Genomic DNA, 20815 nt, shown 5'->3' on the forward strand with positions numbered 1-20815 from the left:
AATCAGGAAAAGTAGCCCGTCACCGCTTCGTTTTATTGTCTCGGCATACTCGATCTGCTCGTCATTCAGCTTGGTATCGAGCAGCATCTCCGTAAAACCGATCACACCGTTCATGGGCGTGCGGATCTCATGGCTCATGTTGGCCAGGAACTCGCTCTTGGAAAAGTTAGCAAATTCGGCCAGTTCCAATGCTTCCTCTAGTTTCAGGTTGCTAGCTTCCAACGCCTTCAGTATTTTCAGATATTCCGCGGTGGTCTCTTCGTGTTGCTGTTGAACCACTGCAAGCTCATTCTCTTTGTGCTTCAGTTTAATCTCTGAGGCCTCGAGTAACTGTTCTAGTTGTGCATAATCCCGTTCCTTCTTACTCATTTTACAGCCATCCTGCCGATTTCAAGTCCGAAATTTTCTTCTGAACGTCTTCCACTATAAGATTCATCGCCATTCCTTTGATCCCCAGCTCCTTTAGACATTTGTAATATAGACGCTCGTCCTTTTTGTAAGGTGCATCACAGTACCCAATTTCATTCCTTTGACAAACATAGTCTGAAATATACAATGTAAGAATGAATCTCTTAGATTCGCCCTCAGCCTTCTCTGGGTCATGATGGGACCCTATAGCCTTAACTAATTCATAGGGAAATTCCCAGCTATCAGCTATTTCTCGTCCAATATCTGAATGATTAAAACCTAGGGTTTTCTCTTCCGTATCTGGCAGATTCTGTCTGTTCCTTTTCGACTCCTCAAGAGCCAACCGAAATTCGTTCTGGAGGAATTGATCTTCTGCTATAATACCTAAGTCATGCAACAAACCCGCCACATATATGTTCTCTCCTGGCTGCCTAAATTCCTTTGTGTAAGTCAACTTGCTACATAGGGCAACTGCAAAGCTGTGCTCCCATAACGCAGGTCTCGAATAATCTTCATAGCTGGAATTGTCCTGAAACACCTCGCTGACCTTTTGACTTATTGCTAACTCTCTTACAGTATTGAATCCAACGCACACAATAGCGTCTTGTATCGCATGAATTTTTCTTCGGTAACCGTAATAAGCTGAATTGGCGCGTTTCAGTAATCTTGCTGATAAAGGAGGATCTTTGTCAATTACGTCTTTTAACTCCTTTGCACCGGAATTGGGATCGTTTATTATTTCTACAAGTTTTGTTACCACCTGTTTGATAGATGAAATATCAGACTTATCAATCTTTCCAACAAGTCGGGCAAGCTTGTCATTGGAACTCACTGAGCCGTCATGGTCCCCAACGTGGGAAGATATCTCTTCGGTAGACCCTTTGGCTATTGGCAACTTATCTTGTTGAGCTGTTTCCGTCATGATCTGCCTCTCATTGAAGGTGCTTGTCACTACATTTTTATTCAAGGTAAGTGCCTTGAACGGGGACACTAATCCTCCCTCTACGGGACGCAGGAATCATGCCGAAATGTCACAAAAGGCTAAATATCAGTAAGGTCAAGTGGTTAAGGCCGTTGACATCAAGTCTTTGAGCATGGAAATCCAGGCGATGTGTCAGATCGTTGACACTTGGCGACCGAAGTCTGAGCATGTCCGAAGATCGTGTTCGCGTGGTTTATAGGAAAGGTAAGATGAGGCTCACTGATGAATTGGGAGACATTTGGGACGTCCTTGACTTTTTTAATCTAATTTCGTATGTAAGGATAAATCAGATTGAAAGAAACTGAGCCATGCCAAGAAGAGCCAGGCTGGTCAGGGGGCATAAGTAGATAACTAAGGTTCTATGAGCCGAAAGTTGTCTTCTTCGGCATACTGTTCGCCTCTTTTTACGGCGTACCCCACTCCGGGCTGGGTCATCCCAAGATGCCTGGATAAGTCCGTCAACGCGTATCCCGGTTCCCTCACCGCCAACATCATGTCAAACTAATTATATATTGATGTCCGTCCCGCTTGAGTTTCCTGAATTGGTTTTCTTCTGCCATCTTTTCTCCTCGCAACGACGATCTACTTACCGCCGATTGGCAGATTCCCAGGCGCCCGGCTATCTCAACCGTGGCCATACCCAATTGTAGATTCGAAAAGGCCGGTCGAACCCGGACCATATGGATATATAATGGAAACGACCGTTGAGGATACAGGCTGGGCACGAAAAACAGTCGATACGGATCATCGTAAAAGTTGCCATTCATGTGTTAGTCATGTATTGAGGTTTTTATACATACAAGTGGAGGGACTGCAATGGAAAAATACCCAGAAAAAAAAGATGACATATCCATTGTGCTCTGCGGCGCCGCCGGGCAAGGGGTTCAGACCGTCGAACAGCTTTTGACCCATCTGTTCAAACGGTCAGGCTACAATCTTTTCGCCACCAAAGAGTATATGTCCAGAGTCCGCGGCGGCAGCAATTCAACAGAATTGCGCGTCTCATCATGGAGGGTTCAGGCGTACTTGGACAGAATCGATATCCTGTTTCCCCTGAGCCGCGAGGCCATGAAACATGTGGAGCACAGGGTTACGGGAGAAACCATTATCCTGGGTGAAAAGGAGAAGCTTCTGAGTCCTGATGGCAGCCAGGACATGGCCATCATCGATATTCCACTATCGGATATCGCCTCCAAGATCGGGGGCGCCATATATGCCAATATCATAGCAACAGGGGTCATCGCCGCCCTTTTTGACATGGACAGGCAAAGCATAATCGATGACCTGAGCAGGCGTTTTTCTAAGAAGGGCGACACGGTCTTGGCCAATAACATACGTGCCATCGAGCATGGTTATGACATTGGCCATGGCCTGATACGTTCCGGGGCTGTGACCATTACGATGAAGAAGCATTCGGACGTGGCCGACGACATCATTATCAGCGGCGGAGAGGCCGTCGGCATGGGAGCCATTGCCGGAGGATGCAATTTCATTTCCTCCTACCCCATGACGCCGTCAACCGCTGTCCTGACATTCCTTGCCCAGCAATCAAAGGCATTCGACATCATCGCAGAGCAGGCAGAAGATGAAATAGCGGCTATGAACATGGCCATAGGGGCGTGGTATGCCGGAGCAAGGGGCATGGTGACGACCTCGGGCGGGGGCTTCGCCCTTATGACCGAGGGATTGAGTCTCGCCGGCATGATGGAATCGCCCATGGTGATCCATCTGGCCCAGAGGCCGGGGCCGGCAACGGGCTTGCCGACGAGAACGGAACAGGGTGATCTCGATCTGGCGCTCTATGCAGGACATGGCGAATTCCCGCGGATTATTTTCGCTCCCGGAACACTGCAACAGGCCTTTGAACTGACGGCCAAAGCCTTCAACCTGGCGGACAAATACCAGGTGCCGGTGTTCATTCTCACCGACCAATATTTCATCGATTCCTATTACAACACCCCGAGAATCGATGTGTCGGGCTGCGAAATCGAAAGATATATCGTTGCCACTGAGAAGGGTTATGCGCGATATGCCCTGACCGAAAACGGCATTTCACCTCGGGGGATCCCCGGAGACGGCAAAGGGTTGGTTGTCGTTGACAGCGACGAGCATGACGAGGCAGGACATTTGACGGAAGATCATCATGTCAGAATCAGCATGGTGGACAAACGTCTCGGGAAAACGGCACTTTTGCAGCAGGAGGCCGTATTTCCCGAGGTTTTGGGAAAAAGCGCCTGCAAAACGATGATCGTCTGCTGGGGATCTACATTCACCATCGCCAGCGAGGCGATCCGGCGCCTGGGGCGGGACGATATCTGTCTCGCTCATTTCAGCCAGGTTTACCCGCTCCACCCCCGTACGGCGGACATTTTGAGCAAGCCAGACCGGCTTGTGATAGTGGAAAACAACGCCACATCCCAGTTTGCACGGGTACTCAAAATACACGCGGACATTGATATGAAAAGGAAGGTTGTCAAGTATAACGGGCTGGCCTTTTCGGTGGAAGAACTCGAGAACGGACTGGGCGAATTGTTATAGAAAGGAGGCCTCTCATGGATATAAAGGGTTATGACATGGGCCATATTGATATCGGCTGGTGTCCCGGCTGCGGTAATTTCGGCATTCTGTCCACACTGAAAAATGCCCTTGCCGAACTGGACATTGCCCCTGAAGAACTGGTGGTGGTTTCAGGAATCGGGCAAGCAGCCAAAATCCCCCATTACCTGAAATGCAACGCCTTCAACGGCCTTCACGGAAGAGCACTGCCCGCTGCGGTGGCTATCAAGGCCTCTAATCCCGAACTGATCGTGATCGCTGAAAGCGGTGACGGCGACATGTACGGTGAGGGCGGGAACCATTTTATCAGCACCATCCGCAGAAACCCGGACATGACCAATATCGTTCACAACAACATGGTATACGGTTTGACCAAAGGCCAGGCGTCGCCCACAAGCCAGAGAGGTTTTGTCACGCCGGTGCAGGTGAACGGCGTCATTCTAGAACCATTCAATCCGATTGCTATTGCCGTGGCGCTCCAAGTGTCATTTGTTGCACGGGCCTTTATCGGCGATACGGATATGACCAAGGAGATCATCAAAAAGGCCATATCCCACAAAGGGTATGCGCTGGTCGATATATTTCAACCGTGCGTATCGTTCAATAAGACCAATACGTACGAGTGGTTCAAGGAAAACACCTACTATCTCGATGACGCATACGACCCTGGCGACAGAATCCGGGCGTTTGAAAAAGCAGTGGAAACCACTAGGTTTCCACTTGGTGTTATTTATGCCAATCCGGACAAGGCCACCTTCGAGGCAAGCCTCAACGTCTACAGCCAAGACCCCACGCCCGTCGTTCGTAGGAAAAGGGATCTGGCGGCATTGCAGCAGGTCATGGACAGGAAAAGGGATTTGTAGCCTGCAGGGCAGGCGGTTTTGCAATGGAGTTGTTTAAAAAGGAAGATGTCCGTCGGTGAGTCGGTCTTTTCGCTCCGGTGAATTTGGCAACCAGTCCTGTGTTTTCCCATCAACCAGCGGGGAGGGTTAGGATAATGAACCCTGAACAACTGCGACAATACATGGAGAAGAACAAGGAAAGCACCTACCTGGTTGTGGATGTGAGACAACCTGAAGTAGTATGTACAAGGGCATATCCCCGGGGCCAAACTGGTTCCCTTGAGGGAGCTTCTGGCAGATATCTCGGGCCTGCCTGTTGACAAAGACCTGGTCTTTTACTGTCACAGTGGCGGGCGATCAGCTGCGGCAACTACGCTTGTTTCGGAAAAAGTCGAAAAACATATTCGATCTGGAAGGGGGCATCATGGCCTGGGACGGCCGGACCGTGCCGGATTATCCCAGGGTCCAGATTTTTGACAAATGTTTTTGGTGTACTTTAAAGTGGACGATGTTTTACCGCTGATTGGATCGGGTGAGAAGAAAAGCAAGGCATAAGCTAACGGATGTTCTCTCGCCAAGGCGGTAATGGGCGCTTCTTGGGGAGGTCTATGATTTTATGCTATTCGGCCTTATACCAGTCTTAATTGGTTTTCTTCTGCTATCTTTTCTCCTCGAAACGACGATACATTTACCGCCGATCGCTAGATTTCGAGGCGCCCGGCTATCTCAACGGCATTGATTGCAAATTGTCGATTCGCCCAGAAATAAAAGATTTGCTATCGCCCAGGATCCTTCCATCGCGTTTCAAAATTACCTTCTTCGCCCAACATAAAGCATCAAATTATAGACATCGCAAAGTGTCTCAGAAAACCCCGTTCGCAGGAAACCGGAAGCCTCCGGCAAAGGCTTCGTCACTTTTCTCTACGGATTGTAAAAGGATGCTGTTCTTGGAGGGGCGGGACGCGGGATCATGTCACGAATGGATGACTTTCAGCTTGCCATCGATGAGCTGTTTATGGCTGAGGCGGAGCAACTTGGCCAGTTTGTGCATCAGGTAGTCTTCGTGCTTGTCAAGGGTGCCGTCCGTATAGGCGATCCGCCAGACGGTCTCAATGATCTCGAGCTTTTCTTCCATCGCATAATTCTGATTGATGCGATTTGTAAACTGCCATAAGTCGATGCTTCCTTGAAGTTCGACATGGGAAGCCTCAAGCAGGGCCTTGCAATGTTCATCAGACAGATCATAATCGCTTCTTAACACGGCCACGATGTGGTCTGTTTCCGAGGGGCTGAACTCGCCGTCTATCTGGGCCATCTCCAGAAACAGGGCGCACGTAGCAATTCGAATATCGTGAGATGTTGCTTTGTCTTGCTCGCCACTGTCCCCTTTGGTACTTTTTCCGAAAAATTTCTTCAACAGATCAATCATCGTCCTGTTCTCCTCTACGTTACGAAGCCCTCTTTTCAAAAAGGGACTACTCCATGAATATTAGCGCCCATCCCTGCAGAGGTCAAGGGCGGAGACATCTCCCAAATCCGCCGCTTGAATTTGGACAGGCTTTTCCAGTGGTTTTTTGGAGCCATTTTGTCGCCTGTGCAGGTTTTTAGTAAATCCCTGCCCCGAGCCGCGGGACACATCTATAACACGCTAGAAATAAGCTGAAATTACACACAGCTATCCCACGGTTTTTCCAGTGTGTGAAGTTTTTGTTCTCCGGGTCATGCCGAAATTCCGGGCGATAGCACCGCTATCTTCGCCCGAATATCGAGTAACCATTTTAATGACCGATTGCCTTTGCTCAAACGCACCAGCAGGTACCGCGAGGTATCCACCACTTGTGCTGCCAAGTTAATCAGAGAAAAACGGATCGCCTTCATTCGTTTGGGACCCCACGATTGCCCGAACACCAGGCGTTTCATTGTAGCATTTAGGTTCAAAGCCAACATCATGATCCACCACCAAGCGGCATTTTCACCAAAGTCGCCTGAGGGCAGTTTGCCGCCGGCCAAACCGCTTATTCTCACCCACCTCACAATACTTGAGCAAATTGTGTTGATAGCCCGCAGTGTCCGAACGCATCCGCACTGTCTTTATGCCTTCAGGCAGCAAACTCAATGCTTCTTTAAAAACCAGCAGTTGTTCATAGCGCGCCGGAATATTGCCGTCGCGAAACTCTGTATGAACAACCATCGCCTGCTCAAACCACCAGGTATTGATGGGTTGGTAGGCCTTAAAGCTCTTGTAGCAAAAAAGGGCATCTAATTTGTCCGTCTCCAACAGCGTTGCGTCTGTATCCAATGTGGCAGTATCTTCAGGATTGTTCTTTTGCACAAAAGCTAAAAAATTCCTGTTCACTTTTAAAAAACTACGCAAATGCTCGTTAGCAGCCGGAATAAATGCCTTGCCCGGTTGCCGATGTTTGTCCTGCTCACTATCATGAAATGCTGATAAATACCGAAACACCGACGAGGGAGAAGGAACCGATCTACGGCCTTCTTTAACCCAGCGACGCTCTAAAGCTCGACGGGCTTGGCGTGACATACCCTGCATGTATGTCCTTCGCAAAACCCGACAAAATCCTTCGTCGGCCTCAAGAATATCCAGATCATCCACACAGTCCCCACCAGCAAGGTTCAACAGCACAAGCGATGTCACCACCTGTGCGTCGGTCCACCCACGGCCTGCTCGCACCGCCACGTGTTGTTCTGCGGACCTCGACAGCCCCATTACCTGAGCCAAATCCAAATAAACCGGCAGCCCCCTCATACCTCCAAATTGCCGTTGCTCTTCGTACTTGAAAGCAAGAACCCCTTGTGCCATAGTCGTGTCACCTCGTTGATGATAGATTTGTTTGTGCAAACACAGTCTATCTGCTTGATTTATCAAGCACAACGAGGTTTTTTATTTTTTTTGCCGGTGAATCAAGGCTCACGAACGAAGAAACATCGTTGACGACTATCGAGACCGGCGGGATATTGTCTCCCGTCAACAGGAACAAGAGCTTTAGATCGCAACAATCAAGTCGGCAGTGCAATTTTTTTGGCGACTATTGCGTTCTGCTGCTTTTTCTTTCGCCGCCTTGGAGACACCAAGAAAAGCCAAGCAGGTTAAAAAAAGTCCAGGATGTCACCCAAATACCCCCGGTGGGCTTTTCCCGATTGACATTGAAAGAAGTCAAAAAAGTCAAACCTGTCCCCAAGGTCCGTCATGCCACCCCCTTCTAGGCCGATAATAAATCGCGGAGACTGCGTTATGCGATTTGTAAATCGGAATGGATGGTCACAATGCCCAAGTATCCATCCACCGAAACGATATCGCCCGTCTTGACATAGTTGGTAACTTCTGGAACGCCGGTTACACAGGGCAGGCCGTATTCTCTGGCGATAATGGCGCCATGAATGAGCATACCGCCTCTTCGTTCCACAATGCCGGAAGAAAGCGGCACAACGAATGTCATGGTGGGGTCCAAGGCATCACAAACCAAAACATCTCCTGTCTTGAAATCAACTAATTCTGACGCCGTATCTATGACGCGGGCCTTGCCTTTGGCAATGCCCGGTCCTGCCGGTTGCCCAACCAGTTGCCTGGTCTTTATCTGCATTGCTCTCTGAGGGCTTTGTGGGGATTGCTCAAGGGGTTGCGGTGCTTTTGGGGTGTATTCCGGATTATTCAAGGCACTAAGCACTTCATCTGCTGCAAGGCGGCTGGTGGGGATTTCCAGACGTTTTTCTATGCGATGCCTGCCTTCGTCCACGGCCCTTACCATTTGTCGACGAATCCGACCGATATAGATATTGTCGTCATCTCTGAGTCGGTAGCTGGCTCGGCCCAAGGCGAGAAGGTCGGAGCCAAAGCCCTGGTCTTCTGCTGTGAAACGGTCCAAAAAGGCTTCTGTGAGGCTGCTTGCGTCCGTGACAGAACGGGGTTTTTCTTTGGGCAAGTTGTCGGCCATTTCCAAGAGGAGTTTTACAACTCCGTGACGACCTTGTCGGCATTGGTCCCTTCCACAGGCCAAATCACCAAACTGTTCCAAAAATTCCGTTAAAGCCCCATGGAACTCCCTTAGTTCTTCCGGTAAGTGGTCATCCGATATGGCCTCATTGTCCCAGGAGGCAACAAGGGCTGTATTATCTCTAATCATGGAAGCCATCTTTGCAAGCATAGCATTTCTTTTCAGGGCTAGCATATCCGTGGCGCCAAGAAGACGCATAAATTCGTATGGATCATCCGGCCGCATCATTCTATTGTAAACTTCCCCGAAAAGGCGCATTCCGTGTGCCATGGGAATAAAGTCATCCCAGTAGGTTTTTGACCATTTTTCGTATATATCAGAACGGTTTTGAATTTCCTCCGCCAGTTGGGTATCGGAAAGGGCATCAAAGGTCTGTTGGGATAAGCGCTGGACCTCCTTCTCCATGGCCGGCAGCAGGGTGTCTTCGATACGCATGCGTAGCGCCTTGAGATTGTCGAAACTCCTGTGGAGGCTCAAATACCAGCTTCGCTCATCCTTGCCGGTCTGACCCGGCGCCGTAGTAATCGGTCGGGATTGAAGCACGTATAGCCCGTCGTCCAAAAAGGTCCACTCCACATCCTGGGGGCTTCCAAAAAATGTTTCCGCCTGTAGAACGAGCTGAAAGACTTGGGCTATTTCGTCGTCATACAAGGGAGGGCTACTTTGCTGGGCTGGCGACAACGGTTGAAGACGCACTTGGTTCCCAGCGGGCAACATGGCTTCATGCCTCTTGACAGGCTGGTGCGAGACTATCTTTTCGGTGTTTCGGTCAATGATCCATCTGTCGGGTTCAACTATGCCATCCACCAGGCCCTGATTTAGACCGTGCACCGCTTCAATAACCGCCTGTGTGACATCGTTGGGATCTGTTCCGAAAGCGACTCCGGAGCGATCTCCCAAGACCATTTCTTGAACCACGACGGCCATGGCACTCTTCTCTACATCGAGCCCGACCTCCTGACGGTACAGCAACGCACGGTCTGACCACAGTGACGCCCAGACGAGCTTGATGTGCTCGAGAATGGCCTCAGGACCTTTAATGTTTACGTAGGACTCATGGAGGCCGGCAAAAGAGGCGGCAGCTGAATCTTCGCCAGGGGCAGAAGAACGGACCGCCGTCGGGTTGGAAGAAAAAGCAGATTTCAAGGGGCCTTCAATCTGTTTCTTCAGGTCTGGGGGGATGGGGGTTTTAAGAAACATGTTTTGAAGACGCAGGGCCATATCCCACAGTTCTTCCCACCGCATATCCTCAAAACGTTTGCGATGAAGTTGCAAAAAGATACGGTCTTTTAATCCTGTATGACGCAGGTAAGAGACATAAGCTTCGGTGGTGATGCACATGGCAAAAGGCACAGGCATGCTGTTTTTAAACATTTCAGCAAGCGCATAGGCTTTACCGCCCACCCGGGCTTTGTCTCCCATATGAATGTCTGCGATAGAAAGGATCATGGGCCTGAAGGCATTTGGAGTTCCACAACACTTTGAAATTGTTTTACTATATCGTATTTGGCGACGTCTATGCGAATCAAAGCGCAAGACGGGGCAGAGACAAAGGTTTTCAAGCCAGGATGTTTTGCCACATAAATTGCCAGCAGTGTTTCCTTTTCTGGTCCCGTCACTTCCTCGGCCGTTCCAATGGCCATGACCGCCGTGGCTTCGGAAAAGTCCTTCGTTATATTACGTCTATTGTCGATGGTCATGGCCACAGACGGGTTTTTGCTAAGATTGGCAAACTTCCTGGTCTCTCGTCGTGTGGCAAAAACCAGGTGCTTCAAATCGTTGGTGGCTGCAAAGGCCACCAGATTGGTGAACGGCTGTTGCTCCCGTACAGTGGCAACAATCGCCAGATTCTGGACCGCAAACAACTCGGTCAAGAACAACTGGAGCCTTGATGGGTCATGCTGGATGTCTTGCCTGTCCGATGGACGGGTCATATTATCTTTACCCTGTCGTTTTAGGTCTTCTGAAAGTAAATGGATTAGCAAAAGCTTTTCCTAGCGGCCCTATTTTGTTATGTTCTTTGTTCAGATGTCAAGGGGGGTTAAAAAATAAGGATACCCCTGTGTAACCTTATCGATGATTCTCTTCGCGAATAAAGGTTATGATCCAACCAGAGAGAATTCAACGGCTTAATAACAAAAAGATTGCTAAAGGTAGATACGTGCTCTACTGGATGCAGGCCTCACAAAGGGTTTTGTGCAATCATGCCCTGGAATATGCCATCCGTGAGGCAAACGACCTAGGACAACCCGTGGTCGTCCTTTTTGGCATTACCGATCGGTTTCCCGAGGCCAACGCCCGTCATTATACCTTCATGTTACAGGGGCTGCGTGATGTCCATGAGGGCCTTAAGAAGCGAGGCATCCAGTTTGTGGTAATACTTCAATCCCCGGAAAAAGCGGCAACGTCCTTGGCAAAAGCGGCATCCCTGGTTGTCACAGATCGAGGGTATCTGGCAATTCAAGTGGCTTGGCGAACTCATTTTGCCAGCAAAGCCCCCTGCCTGGTTGTACAGGTGGAAAGCGATGTGATTGTGCCAGTAGAAAAGGCTTCAGAAAAAGAAGCATACACCGCCGGGATTCTGAGACCCAAATTGCAGAAACAACTGAAACGTTATTTGGTGTCGCTAAACGAGACACCGGTCAAGCGCGATTCGTTGGGGTTTCCACTCGGTGGGGTGGTTGTAGAAAACGAAAACACTATCCTCTCAAAACTCTCCATTGATCGTGCCGTGGGGCCGGTGGCGTCATATGAAGGTGGAACTGGGAAAGCAATCGCGTTATTGAAAGCATTCATTGAAGAGAAGCTAAAGCACTACGCAGACCTAAGAAGTGATCCCAGCCTTGATTTAGGCTCTCACATGAGTCCTTATCTTCATTTCGGACACATTTCCCCATTGACCATTGCGCTAAAGATTCGAGAATCCAGGGGAAAACCGCGACAATCCAAGAAATCCTTTTTGGAAGAACTCATCGTCCGTAGAGAACTCAGCATGAACTTTGTGCACTACAACCCACGTTATGATTCGATAAAGTGCCTGCCTGATTGGGCGACTAAGACCTTAGAAGAGCACAAGAAGGATCGCCGGGAGTTTGTTTACACCCTGAGTGAGTTTGAGAAGGGCCTCACGCACGATCCCTACTGGAATTCTGCCCAGCAAGAGATGGTGTTGACTGGCAAAATGCACAACTACATGCGTATGTACTGGGGAAAGAAGATTTTGGAATGGAGCAAAACACCTGCTGAAGCCTATCAAATCGCCCTGCGACTGAACAACAAGTACGAGTTGGACGGGAGAGACCCCAACGGCTTTGCCGGTGTCGCCTGGTGTTTTGGAAAACATGACAGGGCATGGAAGGAACGGCCGGTCTTTGGCAAGGTTCGTTATATGAATGCCGCCGGGCTCAAGCGAAAATTCAATATAGATGCCTATGTTATGCGGATAATGAGGTTAACCAAAGACACATAGATGATCAGCATGGTATTGCCCAGCATTGAAACCAGCAAGATCGTAAACGCACCGTCGAGTGTATTGTGGCGAATTCTAACAGACACGACGCAGTGGGTGAACTGGGGCCCTTCCATTCGGGAAGTCGAGTGTTCGGAAAGACTTATTGAACAAGGATCCAGGGGACGAGTAAAAACGGCCTTGGGGTTTTGGCTGCCTTTTGAGGTGACAGATTTTGTCTCTGGTCGATATTGGTCCTGGCGTGTTTCGGGAATACCTGCCACTGGACACCGGATTGAGCCTTTGGCCGAGAAGATGTGCCGGCTGGCCTTTGAAGTGCCTTTTTCCGCAGTGCCCTATTTGGGCATATGCGCCATCGCCTTGAGGCGTATCGCATCGATTGCGGAACTGTATTGAAGCCCTCCGGCATATAGAACCAGGATGTCTTGGCTGAATTAAAACGATGGGACAGTCCAATAATTCAAGACGGATTTTTGGCCTGGCGCTATGTGCTTGTTTTCTATTGACCTTTGCTCAGTGTTCAGGGAGAAAAAGCGACGTGGCAGGTATCACCGACGGAAAACTCGCCCAGTGTCCCGATTCACCCAATTGCGTCTCTTCTCAAAGCGAAGACCCGTCCCATTTCGTTGAACCCCTGCGCTATAACGGTTCCCTTTTGGCGGCGAAAAAAAAGCTTTCACGCCTTCTCGCATCCATAGGTCGCGTAGAAATGATCACCGAAGAAAGAAACTATTTTCACGTCACCTTTACCTCCGGGGTTTTTCGCTTTGTTGATGACGTGGAATTCTATTTCGTAGACGGCGCCCCTCTAATTCATGTCCGATCGGCGTCTCGCTTGGGTTATTACGATCTCGGTGCGAATCGCAGACGAATTGAAAAAATCCGAAAGGCTTTTGTATCTATAGACTGACGTTGTTTTTTCGAAGGTAAGCACGGACGATCCGGAGTATTTTGACACCACGGGGCCAACACCTTCGATTGCATGGAAATCGGTAAGGACTTCCACAAGCTGCTCGTTCTGGAAGATCTTTTTTGGTCCTAAAATGACAGGTTGAAGGAAAGTCCTAAAAACACCGCCGAATCGTAGTCCGATTCGCTAAGCTCGTTTCCCTTTTCATCTTCCAAGCGAAGCTCACCCCCCAAATTAACACCCGCCAGAAGGCTTGCCCGGGTTTTCCGGTTGAATCGGTAAGAGACAGCGCCAAAAACAGGAAATGACTCATCGTTTCCGATCCCGTTGGGAGCGACGCCATCCTTGTCGAGCCGAAACCGGAGTCGTTCATAGCGTCCGCCAAGGGAAAGGTTCAGGGAGTCTGTGGCCTTCCAATTCAGCGTCAAGCCTGGCCCCAGGGTGGCACCCACACCGCGACCGGTTCCCAGGCTCAGGTGATCTGTGATTTTCCAGTTGACAATCAAGACGGGGAATACACTTGCGTCATCTTCGATCTGGGAGATCACTGCGATACCCGGACCGATGGTAAGTTTGTCACTGAAACGGTAGGAAAATCCGGCAAAACCGCCCCCGGAGAACGCCTCATCAATGTCGGCGTCACTCTCCGCCGTCGTACGGATCGTTGGGATGACAAAAACAGACCAATGATTGTCATATTCTAATCGCATGGGCACACTAAACCGAAATGAATGGATATTGTCCCAGGGCTGCAAACCGGCAAAGCCACTTTCGCCCGAAAAATCATACCGGTCAAAACCGTAGCCCAGGGCCAATGTGATACTTCTTCCATGCTCGGTCTTATGGGAAACCCCGCCCTTAATGAAAAGGCGATTCGTGTTGAATCTGCCACCTCCGTCCAGGTCGCTTTCAAACTGATTCACATATCCACCTCGTAAAAAAGTGGACCAACCTGATTTTGAGCCTGGGAATTTTTCCTCTCCCCGCGATTCCGCGACGCCCCCTAGGGATGACAACATGGTAAAAGCAGAGAACAAAAAAAACAGACAACGGCTTCTCATTCATTCTCCTTGTTTACGCCGGTCAAGATTCCGTTTGAAACTGGAAGGACATCAATTGGAGTTCGAAACGACCCCGTTAATCAAGAGTGACACCCTGTTCGGCCGCTCAACCTTGCAGTTGCTTTACATGAATGAGTTTTTCCGTTTCAAACCCCAGGGCTTTTGCTTTTTTAATCAACTCCGATTTCACGGATTGCTCCATATCCGGTTTTCTTGCCAAGATCCACAAATAGGATTTATTGGGGCCGCAAACGAGAGAATACGAATAATTTACCTTGTCGAGAGCGATGATATGATATCCACCATAAAAGGGGCCGAAAAAAGATACTTTTAGACTGGCGACATCTGGATCGGCTAAAAAGTACGCCTTGCCGATTGCCTCTTTCCAAGTGTTTGTTTTTGGATTAAATCCTCTGTTGACGACCTTGATACCACCGTCCTGTCGCAAGCTGTAATGTGCCGTTACTTGCTCAAGTCCTCTTTCAAAAGAGTGATCCAGTCTGGCTATTTCGTACCACGTTCCCAGATAACGATTTACATCAAAACTCTGAACGGGCTTAATATCGCCAGGAATCCCTATACATCCCCCACAAAACAGCGATAATAAAAAAATGAATTTTTTCATCTAGCTTTCAGGTTCCTCCATGACACCGCGAGCATAAGGATTCCGATTTTAAAGAAGTCTTTTTGTTGAATTGAAACATAAGTGATTTCACCCTGAGGGTCAAGACTGAAGCCGCAGCATGTTTTGTTCCTTCTCTTTTGGGGAAAATCGCATCAAGAAATACTGTCCTTTCTCACCCCAGGGCACTTGGGGGACATCTTTGACTTTTTTACCTAATTTCGTATGCAACGATAGATCAGATTGAAAGAAACTGAGCCATGCCAAGAAGAGCTGGGCTGGATGCCTCCGGAACCCTGCATCATGTCATTGTCCGTGGCATTGAACGAAGAAACATCGTTGATGACTATCGAGACCGGCGGGATATTGTCTCCCGTCAACAGGAACAAGAGCGTCAGGCCGCAACAATCAAGTCGGCACTGCAATTTTTTGGCGACTATTGAGTTCTGCTGCTTTTTCTTTCGCCGCCTTGGAAACACCAAGAAAAGCCAAGCAGGTTAAAAAAAGTCCAGGATGTCCCCGAGATGCCCTCTTTGCCACCGTCCGATATGCTTTTTTGATTCTATTGAGGTCTGCCGTTCTGTTAATACCTAAGACAAGATAGTAATCTATTGGCATGATATTGCTCCAAATATATGCCCGATTCCCGTTAAAGATACCGCGCCTACCCAGCCTTGACTGAAATCTTCCGTGGAACTGCCTTTTCTGCCTTGGGCAAAACCAACCTTAAAACACCATTTGCCATTTCTGCTTCAATCTTTGCCTGATCAATGGTATCGGAAAGAGAAAATTGTCTTATGTACCTTCCCGTTCTAAACTCCTGCAAAACATAGTTCTCATCCTTGCCTTCGGCAGGTTGTGCTTCGCCTGTCAAAGTGAGCACGTCTTGGTGAAGATCAATATCCAAATTTCCTGCTTTTACTCCTGGCATATCAGCTAAAAGGGTAATTGCTTTATCAGTTTCAAAAATATCTACAGCAGGTGTAAAGGTCAAACCAGGCCTTGTTTGTTCAGCAGAAGTGCTTACCTCTTGCTTGCCCTTCGCTTCAAGCGATCCGGCTTCATTTGCAGTCATTATATATTCCCTCCCTTCAAATCTCAGCTGTTTTTCGTCACATTATCCGGTTTTGACAGAAACTTGTTTTGGTTTGGCCGCTTCGGCTTTAGGCAGCACTACCGTTAATATGCCGTCTTTACATGTTGCTTCCACCTTACCTCCGTCGATTGGGCCGGGAAGTGAGAGGATTCTGCTGAAGGTGCCTGCCTCCCTTTCTTTTCTGTGATACTTTGCCCCTTTTTCTGCCGTGGGAATCTTTCGCTCCCCTGAAATTGAAAGGCCATCACCTGTAACAGAAATATCGAGTTCATCCGGCTTTACCCCTGGAAGCTCCGCACGAACGAAGTAGGTGTTGCTATTTTCCGTAAGGTTTAAGAGTGGAAATACTCCCGCACTAGGTTCCCTAAAAATCCCTCGTGAAAGCCCCCCGAAAAGCTTTTCCATGTCGTTTCGCATTCGATCCAGTTCGCCAAAGCTCGGCCACCTAAATCCTGACCACGCAGGTGTTCTTAAGATTGCCATGACTCATCCCTCCCTTCTGCTATTCTTTAGAGTTACAAAGTCTTTTTCCAGTACTCAAAAACATATGATGCGAAAACAGCAAAAATCCCATCGGCCGATGGTCTCTTTTGTATTTTTAATAATGCAACTTTTTTCTTTGTCAAGCGGCAGAACTCACGAACGAAGAAACATCGTTTACGACTATCGAGACCGGCGGGATATAGTCTCCCGTCAACAGGAACAAGAGCGTCAGGCCGCAACAACCAAGTCGGCACTGCAATGTTTTGGCGACTATTGAGTTCTGCTGCTTTTTCTTTCGCCGCCTTGGAGACACCAAGAAAAGCCAAGCAGGTTTAAAAAAGTCCAGGATGTCCCCGAAATACCCCCGTGCGGAATAGGGGCGCTTTTCTTGCCAAGATGAGTGATGTGCCACCACTTGAACGGGAAATAAATAGTGACATGGGAGGGTATTTCTTGTATTGGCGGGCTTGTGGGCAGGCCGTGGCGGGTAGGAGAGGCAAGGATAAGGAGGCGTGGGTGACACCATCGATCTCTTTTTGGGCGAAAAGGATAAAAACCGTATGAAGGAGTGCCTTCCGTGACCGTAGATATTGCCCTTGTGCTGGTGATCTTGGCCGTCTCCGTCGTGTTCCTTGTAACGGAATGGATTCCCATGGAGGCTGTGGCCCTTCTCACCCTTGGCGCTTTGGCCGTTTCCGGACTCCTCTCCCCGTCAGAAGCCCTGTCCGGATTCAGTAATCCGGCAGTGGTCACCGTCTGGGCCGTTTTCATCCTGAGTGGCGCCCTGACCAGGACAGGGGTTGCCAATGTTATTGGCCGTTATGTCCTTCGTGTAGGCGGGCGCGGCGAGATCCTTCTGTCCTCTGCCATCATGATCAGCGCAGGGATCATGTCCGCCTTCATGAATAATGTGGCCGTGGCAGCCCTCATGCTCCCGGTGATCATGGACATTGCCCATCGCACAGACCAAGCCCCCTCCAGACTCCTCATGCCCTTGGCCTACGGCTCTCTTCTAGGGGGTCTCACCACCCTCATCGGCACCCCGCCCAACATCCTGGTAAGCGATGCCCTGAGAGACAATGGTCTCAAAGCCTTTAAGCTTTTTGACTACACCCCCGTGGGTGTCGTGGTCATGGCGGCAGGCATGGCCTTCATGGTCTTGGTGGGACGGCGCCTTTTGCCGAAGCGAGATGTAAGAAAGGTATCCTCTGAAAGCGGGCCCCTTGATTTAAGAAAAGCCTATGACCTGGAGAAGCGCATGTTCCTCATGCGTCTGCCCGAAGATTCAGAACTTGCGGGAAAATCCCTTGCTCAAACCCGTCTGCGTTCATTGCTGGGACTAAACGTGGTGGCCATCACCCTTAAGGACCGGAGCATATTGGCGCCATCGCCGACAGAGCGCCTCAGGGGCGGGGATGCCCTTGTGGTTGAAGGAAACGCCGATCGCATAAAGGAACTCATGGATTGGTGCGAATTTACCCACGTCCACGAGGGGGTGGATATTCAAGACCTTTTCTCGCCGGGCGTTAAGATAGTGGAGGCCCGCCTGGCTCCAAGGTCGTCCCTGACAGGCAGGACCCTCAACGAGATAGGGTTTCGGCGTCGTTTCGGGGTGAACGTGTTGGCCACCAGGCGCGGCGCCAAGGTGAGACGGTGGGGCCTTCAGGATGAGGCCCTTGAGTCAGGGACCATCCTGGTCCTTCAGGGCATGGCAGACCCCCTGGAGGCCATAAGTGGAGACGCTGATTTCGAGCATGTTGAAAAGGTGTCACCGTCCACACTCACGGAGACTTACCGCCTTCATGAGCGCCTCCTCACCATGGAGGTTCCCGACGATAGCGCCCTGGCAGGAAAAACGCTGGTCCAAAGCCGACTGGGTGAGGCTTTGGGCATGGGGGTCCTGGCCATCGTACGACACGGGGAAACCCGGCCTTTGCCGGAGCCTGAGGACAAACTCTTTGCAGGAGACCGGCTTATCATACTGGGGACCCTGGACAGTGTGGAAACAGTAAAAGGGCTGGCAGGTTTGAAGCTTGAACAAATCCCGGAGCCGGCACACTTTCGAGACCTCGAATCCCAAGAGGTGGGGATCATGGAGGCCATGCTTTCGCCATATACGAACATCACGGGAAAGACCCTTCGCCAACTCCGATTTCGAGAAAAATACCATCTCACGGTGTTGGCCATCTGGCGCGAGGGCCAGGCTATCCTGTCCGACCTTCGGGACCTACCCCTTCGCTTTGGCGATGCCCTGCTTCTCCACGGAGGGCGGACCAACTTTTCCCTCCTTGGGCAAGACCCGGATTTTTTGGTACTTACGGAAGCGGCCCGGGAGGCGCCAAGGCTTAAACGGATGAAGGTGTCCCTTTTGATCTTTGCGGGGGTAATCCTTTCAGTTGTTCTGGGCCTCATTCCCATCTACATCGCCGCGGTCATAGGCTCGGCCCTTATGGTCGTTACAGGATGTGTGAGCATGGAGGAAGCCTACCGGTACATAGAATGGAAGGCCGTCTTCCTCATTGCCGGCATGTTGCCGCTCGGCCTGGCCCTGGACAAAACAGGGGCTGCGCGTTTCCTGGCCGAAGGCGTGGTCTCCATGGTAGGTCCTTTTGGCCCATTGGCCGTTATGGCCGGCATTGTGGGGCTCACCTTTCTGGCCACCTGTTTTGTTCCCACGGCTGCCCTGGTGGTACTCATGGCTCCCATCGCCCTGAAGACCTCGGCAGACATGGGCATGTCACCTCATGCACTCATGATGGCAGTAGCCATGGCAGCATCAGCGAGCTTCATAACCCCTGTTTCTCACCCTGCAAATGTCCTTGTCATGGGACCTGGCGGCTACCGTTTCCTGGACTATGTAAAGATCGGGCTTCCACTCACCTTGGTCGTCTACCTTGTTATTATGATAGTGGTCCCCCTTTTCTGGCCCTTTGTTTCGTGAAACAGCACCTGAGAACTGAAGCCGTGGCTCCTTCGGGGTTTCACACCTTTACGGTATTGCCCACACCGAAGTTTTTTTGAGCGATGCATTATTCGTCTTTGATTCCCAATGTCGGCAAGTTCCCTTAAAGTCGCAACCTATTTCAGATCACCTAACCCAGTTTTTAATTTGAAGCATGTAGTGGATTACCTCTATAATCTCAACAAGTTATGCGTGATATCAACCCAAAAGGCTACACAAAGCCACACACAGCTGAACTATCTCCCGGTCCTATAACCTGCCTCAAGAAACCTACTGGCAGGGGCTTTGGTCCTGATTCTCAGCCGATCCACTTCAATAAAACCCTACAAACTCGTTTCGCGGCATGATATCTAAAAGGTTAATAAGTCATGTTTTCAGAAATTCGCGCTCCCTGGTGTGACAGCGACTAAAGGGTAGCACTATCATTACTGATCACAACGATTATTAAGATGAATTAGAAAGGAGTGCTTTGTCATGCGATACTTTATATGTGTGTTTTTGCTTGTATCAGTTCCAACTGTTGCATTTGGTGTCACAGGCGCTTCGGTGACATATCAGGTCGATGGTCAATCTTATGAGGGATATTACATCAGCCCTTCTGACCAGGCGCCTTTCGTGCTGCTGATTCATGACTGGGATGGTTTGACAGATTATGAAGTCAAGCGTGCCAATATGCTTGCTGATTTGGGTTTTGCTGTTTTTGCTTTGGATTTGTTTGGCGCCGACGTGCGACCTACTGAACTGAAAGACAAACGCCAGCATACGGGTGAACTCTATAAAAACAGAGAGAAAATGCGAGCTTTGATGAAAGGGGCCTTGGATATGGCCAAGAACAGAGGCGCCAATATCGAGAATGCCGTCGCTGTCGGCTATTGTTTCGGTGGCGCGGCAGTGCTTGAATTGGCGCGATCCGGGGCAGACCTGAAAGGTTTTGCCACTTTTCACGGAGGCCTAAAGACACCGGCAGGACAAAATTACACCAAAACCCGGGGAAAAATTTTGATTATGCACGGTTCAGCGGATACAGCGATTACCATGGACCATTTCGCTGATTTGGCTAAAGAAATGGAATCGGCAGGCGTTGCCCACGAAATGATCACCTATGGTGGGGCCCAACATGCTTTTACCGTTTTTGGTGGAAACCGTTATCAGGAAACTGCGGATAAAAAATCCTGGAAGCGCTTTACGGAATTCCTTACGGATACGTTGAAACATTGAAATTAATCAATTGTGAGATTTGGAAACGATCACAATTCCATGGGACAAATTTTTATCCGCCTTCGCCGGAATACCCTGCAGCGCACCGTCGCCCAAGCTATGGCGGGTCGGCGACTTGCTGCAGGGATGACACGCGGCGCAAGCGCCTGCGCTGCGCGAAGGCAAGGCGAACTACGGCGAAATTCCGCTTTGA

Annotated in this window: 19 protein-coding genes and 1 pseudogene; 10 read left to right on the forward strand and 10 right to left on the reverse strand. The window is 49.8% G+C overall.

The window, feature by feature from the left end; genetic code table 11:
* On the reverse strand, positions 1 to 369 hold a 369-nt coding region (locus tag JW883_15595), incomplete at its 3' end, for a hybrid sensor histidine kinase/response regulator (GenBank protein ID MBN1843688.1).
* Between the two features lies 1 nt (position 370).
* Entirely contained in the window at positions 371 to 1399 is a 1029-nt protein-coding gene (locus tag JW883_15600) for an HDOD domain-containing protein (GenBank protein MBN1843689.1), read from the reverse strand.
* Positions 1400 to 2206: 807 nt separating this feature from the next.
* Between JW883_15600 and JW883_15605 the strand changes: the two genes are divergently transcribed.
* From JW883_15605 to JW883_15620, 4 genes are all read left to right on the forward strand, one after another.
* On the forward strand, positions 2207 to 3928 hold the full coding sequence (locus JW883_15605) for a 2-oxoacid:acceptor oxidoreductase subunit alpha (protein MBN1843690.1): 1722 nt from the start codon (positions 2207 to 2209) through the stop codon (positions 3926 to 3928).
* Between the two features lie 14 nt (positions 3929 to 3942).
* The gene (locus tag JW883_15610; protein MBN1843691.1) at positions 3943 to 4809 is read left to right on the forward strand and encodes a 2-oxoacid ferredoxin oxidoreductase; all 867 of its coding nucleotides are present in this window, start codon (positions 3943 to 3945) and stop codon (positions 4807 to 4809) included.
* 134 nt (positions 4810 to 4943) lie between these two features.
* Positions 4944 to 5108 carry a hypothetical protein gene (locus tag JW883_15615; protein ID MBN1843692.1) on the forward strand — a complete coding sequence of 55 codons (165 nt, stop codon included), beginning with the start codon at positions 4944 to 4946 and terminating at the stop codon, positions 5106 to 5108.
* Positions 5068 to 5265, forward strand: a complete 198-nt coding sequence (locus JW883_15620) for a hypothetical protein (protein ID MBN1843693.1) — start codon at positions 5068 to 5070, stop codon at positions 5263 to 5265. Before JW883_15615 ends, JW883_15620 begins: the two co-directional genes overlap by 41 nt.
* A 496-nt stretch (positions 5266 to 5761) precedes the next feature.
* Here the strand turns inward: JW883_15620 and JW883_15625 are convergent, their stop codons facing one another.
* The 4 genes and pseudogenes from JW883_15625 to JW883_15640 form a co-directional block, all read right to left on the reverse strand.
* Positions 5762 to 6217, reverse strand: a complete 456-nt coding sequence (locus JW883_15625) for a TerB family tellurite resistance protein (GenBank protein ID MBN1843694.1) — start codon at positions 6215 to 6217, stop codon at positions 5762 to 5764.
* 290 nt (positions 6218 to 6507) lie between these two features.
* Positions 6508 to 7609 (reverse strand): annotated as a pseudogene (locus JW883_15630) (transposase).
* Positions 7610 to 8039: 430 nt separating this feature from the next.
* Complete coding sequence (locus tag JW883_15635) at positions 8040 to 10250, reverse strand: hypothetical protein (protein ID MBN1843695.1); 2211 nt, start codon at positions 10248 to 10250, stop codon at positions 8040 to 8042.
* On the reverse strand, positions 10247 to 10735 hold the full coding sequence (locus JW883_15640) for a pyridoxamine 5'-phosphate oxidase family protein (protein MBN1843696.1): 489 nt from the start codon (positions 10733 to 10735) through the stop codon (positions 10247 to 10249). The genes JW883_15635 and JW883_15640 overlap by 4 nt, the downstream gene beginning before the upstream one ends.
* Positions 10736 to 10902: 167 nt before the next feature.
* Between JW883_15640 and phrB the strand changes: the two genes are divergently transcribed.
* Genes phrB through JW883_15655 form a run of 3 tightly spaced genes read left to right on the forward strand, consistent with a single transcriptional unit; the run spans position 10903 to position 13180 of the window.
* Entirely contained in the window at positions 10903 to 12270 is a 1368-nt protein-coding gene (gene phrB, locus JW883_15645) for a deoxyribodipyrimidine photo-lyase (protein MBN1843697.1), read from the forward strand.
* 24 nt (positions 12271 to 12294) lie between these two features.
* Entirely contained in the window at positions 12295 to 12666 is a 372-nt protein-coding gene (locus JW883_15650; protein ID MBN1843698.1) for an SRPBCC family protein, read from the forward strand.
* Between the two features lie 46 nt (positions 12667 to 12712).
* Complete coding sequence (locus tag JW883_15655) at positions 12713 to 13180, forward strand: DUF1499 domain-containing protein (protein ID MBN1843699.1); 468 nt, start codon at positions 12713 to 12715, stop codon at positions 13178 to 13180.
* Positions 13181 to 13308: 128 nt separating this feature from the next.
* On the opposite strand, the gene JW883_15660 is transcribed toward JW883_15655, so the two are convergent.
* Positions 13309 to 14103: a TonB-dependent receptor gene (locus tag JW883_15660; protein ID MBN1843700.1), complete on the reverse strand. Its 795-nt coding sequence runs from the start codon at positions 14101 to 14103 to the stop codon at positions 13309 to 13311.
* Between the two features lie 244 nt (positions 14104 to 14347).
* The gene (locus JW883_15665) at positions 14348 to 14866 is read right to left on the reverse strand and encodes a lipocalin family protein (protein ID MBN1843701.1); all 519 of its coding nucleotides are present in this window, start codon (positions 14864 to 14866) and stop codon (positions 14348 to 14350) included.
* A gap of 257 nt (positions 14867 to 15123) precedes the next feature.
* Here JW883_15665 and JW883_15670 point away from each other — a divergent pair, with 257 nt between their 5' ends.
* The gene (locus JW883_15670) at positions 15124 to 15306 is read left to right on the forward strand and encodes a hypothetical protein (protein ID MBN1843702.1); all 183 of its coding nucleotides are present in this window, start codon (positions 15124 to 15126) and stop codon (positions 15304 to 15306) included.
* A 221-nt stretch (positions 15307 to 15527) separates the two neighbouring features.
* Here the strand turns inward: JW883_15670 and JW883_15675 are convergent, their stop codons facing one another.
* Both JW883_15675 and JW883_15680 read right to left on the reverse strand, forming a co-directional pair.
* Positions 15528 to 15938, reverse strand: coding sequence for an Hsp20/alpha crystallin family protein (locus JW883_15675; GenBank protein MBN1843703.1), 411 nt, complete (start codon positions 15936 to 15938; stop codon positions 15528 to 15530).
* Positions 15939 to 15980: 42 nt separating this feature from the next.
* Positions 15981 to 16442, reverse strand: a complete 462-nt coding sequence (locus tag JW883_15680) for an Hsp20/alpha crystallin family protein (protein MBN1843704.1) — start codon at positions 16440 to 16442, stop codon at positions 15981 to 15983.
* A 577-nt stretch (positions 16443 to 17019) separates the two neighbouring features.
* On the opposite strand from JW883_15680, the gene JW883_15685 reads away from it, so the two are divergent.
* Both JW883_15685 and JW883_15690 read left to right on the forward strand, forming a co-directional pair.
* Positions 17020 to 19383: an SLC13 family permease gene (locus JW883_15685; GenBank protein ID MBN1843705.1), complete on the forward strand. Its 2364-nt coding sequence runs from the start codon at positions 17020 to 17022 to the stop codon at positions 19381 to 19383.
* 495 nt (positions 19384 to 19878) lie between these two features.
* On the forward strand, positions 19879 to 20622 hold the full coding sequence (locus JW883_15690) for a dienelactone hydrolase family protein (protein ID MBN1843706.1): 744 nt from the start codon (positions 19879 to 19881) through the stop codon (positions 20620 to 20622).
* The last annotated feature ends 193 nt before the right edge of the window (positions 20623 to 20815 follow it).

The sequence above is a fragment of the Deltaproteobacteria bacterium genome, from assembly GCA_016930875.1.
GTDB lineage: Bacteria > Desulfobacterota > Desulfobacteria > Desulfobacterales.

What these genes read in the sequence shown, in the direction of transcription:
- JW883_15675 (MBN1843703.1), bottom strand. Translation starts at nt 15,938, where the DNA reads ATGACTGCAAATGAAGCCGGATCGCTTGAAGCGAAGGGCAAGCAAGAG.
- JW883_15665 (MBN1843701.1), bottom strand. Translation starts at nt 14,866, where the DNA reads ATGAAAAAATTCATTTTTTTATTATCGCTGTTTTGTGGGGGATGTATA.
- JW883_15625 (MBN1843694.1), bottom strand. Translation starts at nt 6,217, where the DNA reads ATGATTGATCTGTTGAAGAAATTTTTCGGAAAAAGTACCAAAGGGGAC.
- JW883_15615 (MBN1843692.1), top strand. Translation starts at nt 4,944, where the DNA reads ATGAACCCTGAACAACTGCGACAATACATGGAGAAGAACAAGGAAAGC.
- JW883_15640 (MBN1843696.1), bottom strand. Translation starts at nt 10,735, where the DNA reads ATGACCCGTCCATCGGACAGGCAAGACATCCAGCATGACCCATCAAGG.
- JW883_15610 (MBN1843691.1), top strand. Translation starts at nt 3,943, where the DNA reads ATGGATATAAAGGGTTATGACATGGGCCATATTGATATCGGCTGGTGT.
- JW883_15655 (MBN1843699.1), top strand. Translation starts at nt 12,713, where the DNA reads ATGGGACAGTCCAATAATTCAAGACGGATTTTTGGCCTGGCGCTATGT.
- JW883_15670 (MBN1843702.1), top strand. Translation starts at nt 15,124, where the DNA reads ATGCCAAGAAGAGCTGGGCTGGATGCCTCCGGAACCCTGCATCATGTC.
- phrB (MBN1843697.1), top strand. Translation starts at nt 10,903, where the DNA reads ATGATCCAACCAGAGAGAATTCAACGGCTTAATAACAAAAAGATTGCT.
- JW883_15690 (MBN1843706.1), top strand. Translation starts at nt 19,879, where the DNA reads ATGCGATACTTTATATGTGTGTTTTTGCTTGTATCAGTTCCAACTGTT.
- JW883_15605 (MBN1843690.1), top strand. Translation starts at nt 2,207, where the DNA reads ATGGAAAAATACCCAGAAAAAAAAGATGACATATCCATTGTGCTCTGC.
- JW883_15680 (MBN1843704.1), bottom strand. Translation starts at nt 16,442, where the DNA reads ATGGCAATCTTAAGAACACCTGCGTGGTCAGGATTTAGGTGGCCGAGC.
- JW883_15635 (MBN1843695.1), bottom strand. Translation starts at nt 10,250, where the DNA reads ATGATCCTTTCTATCGCAGACATTCATATGGGAGACAAAGCCCGGGTG.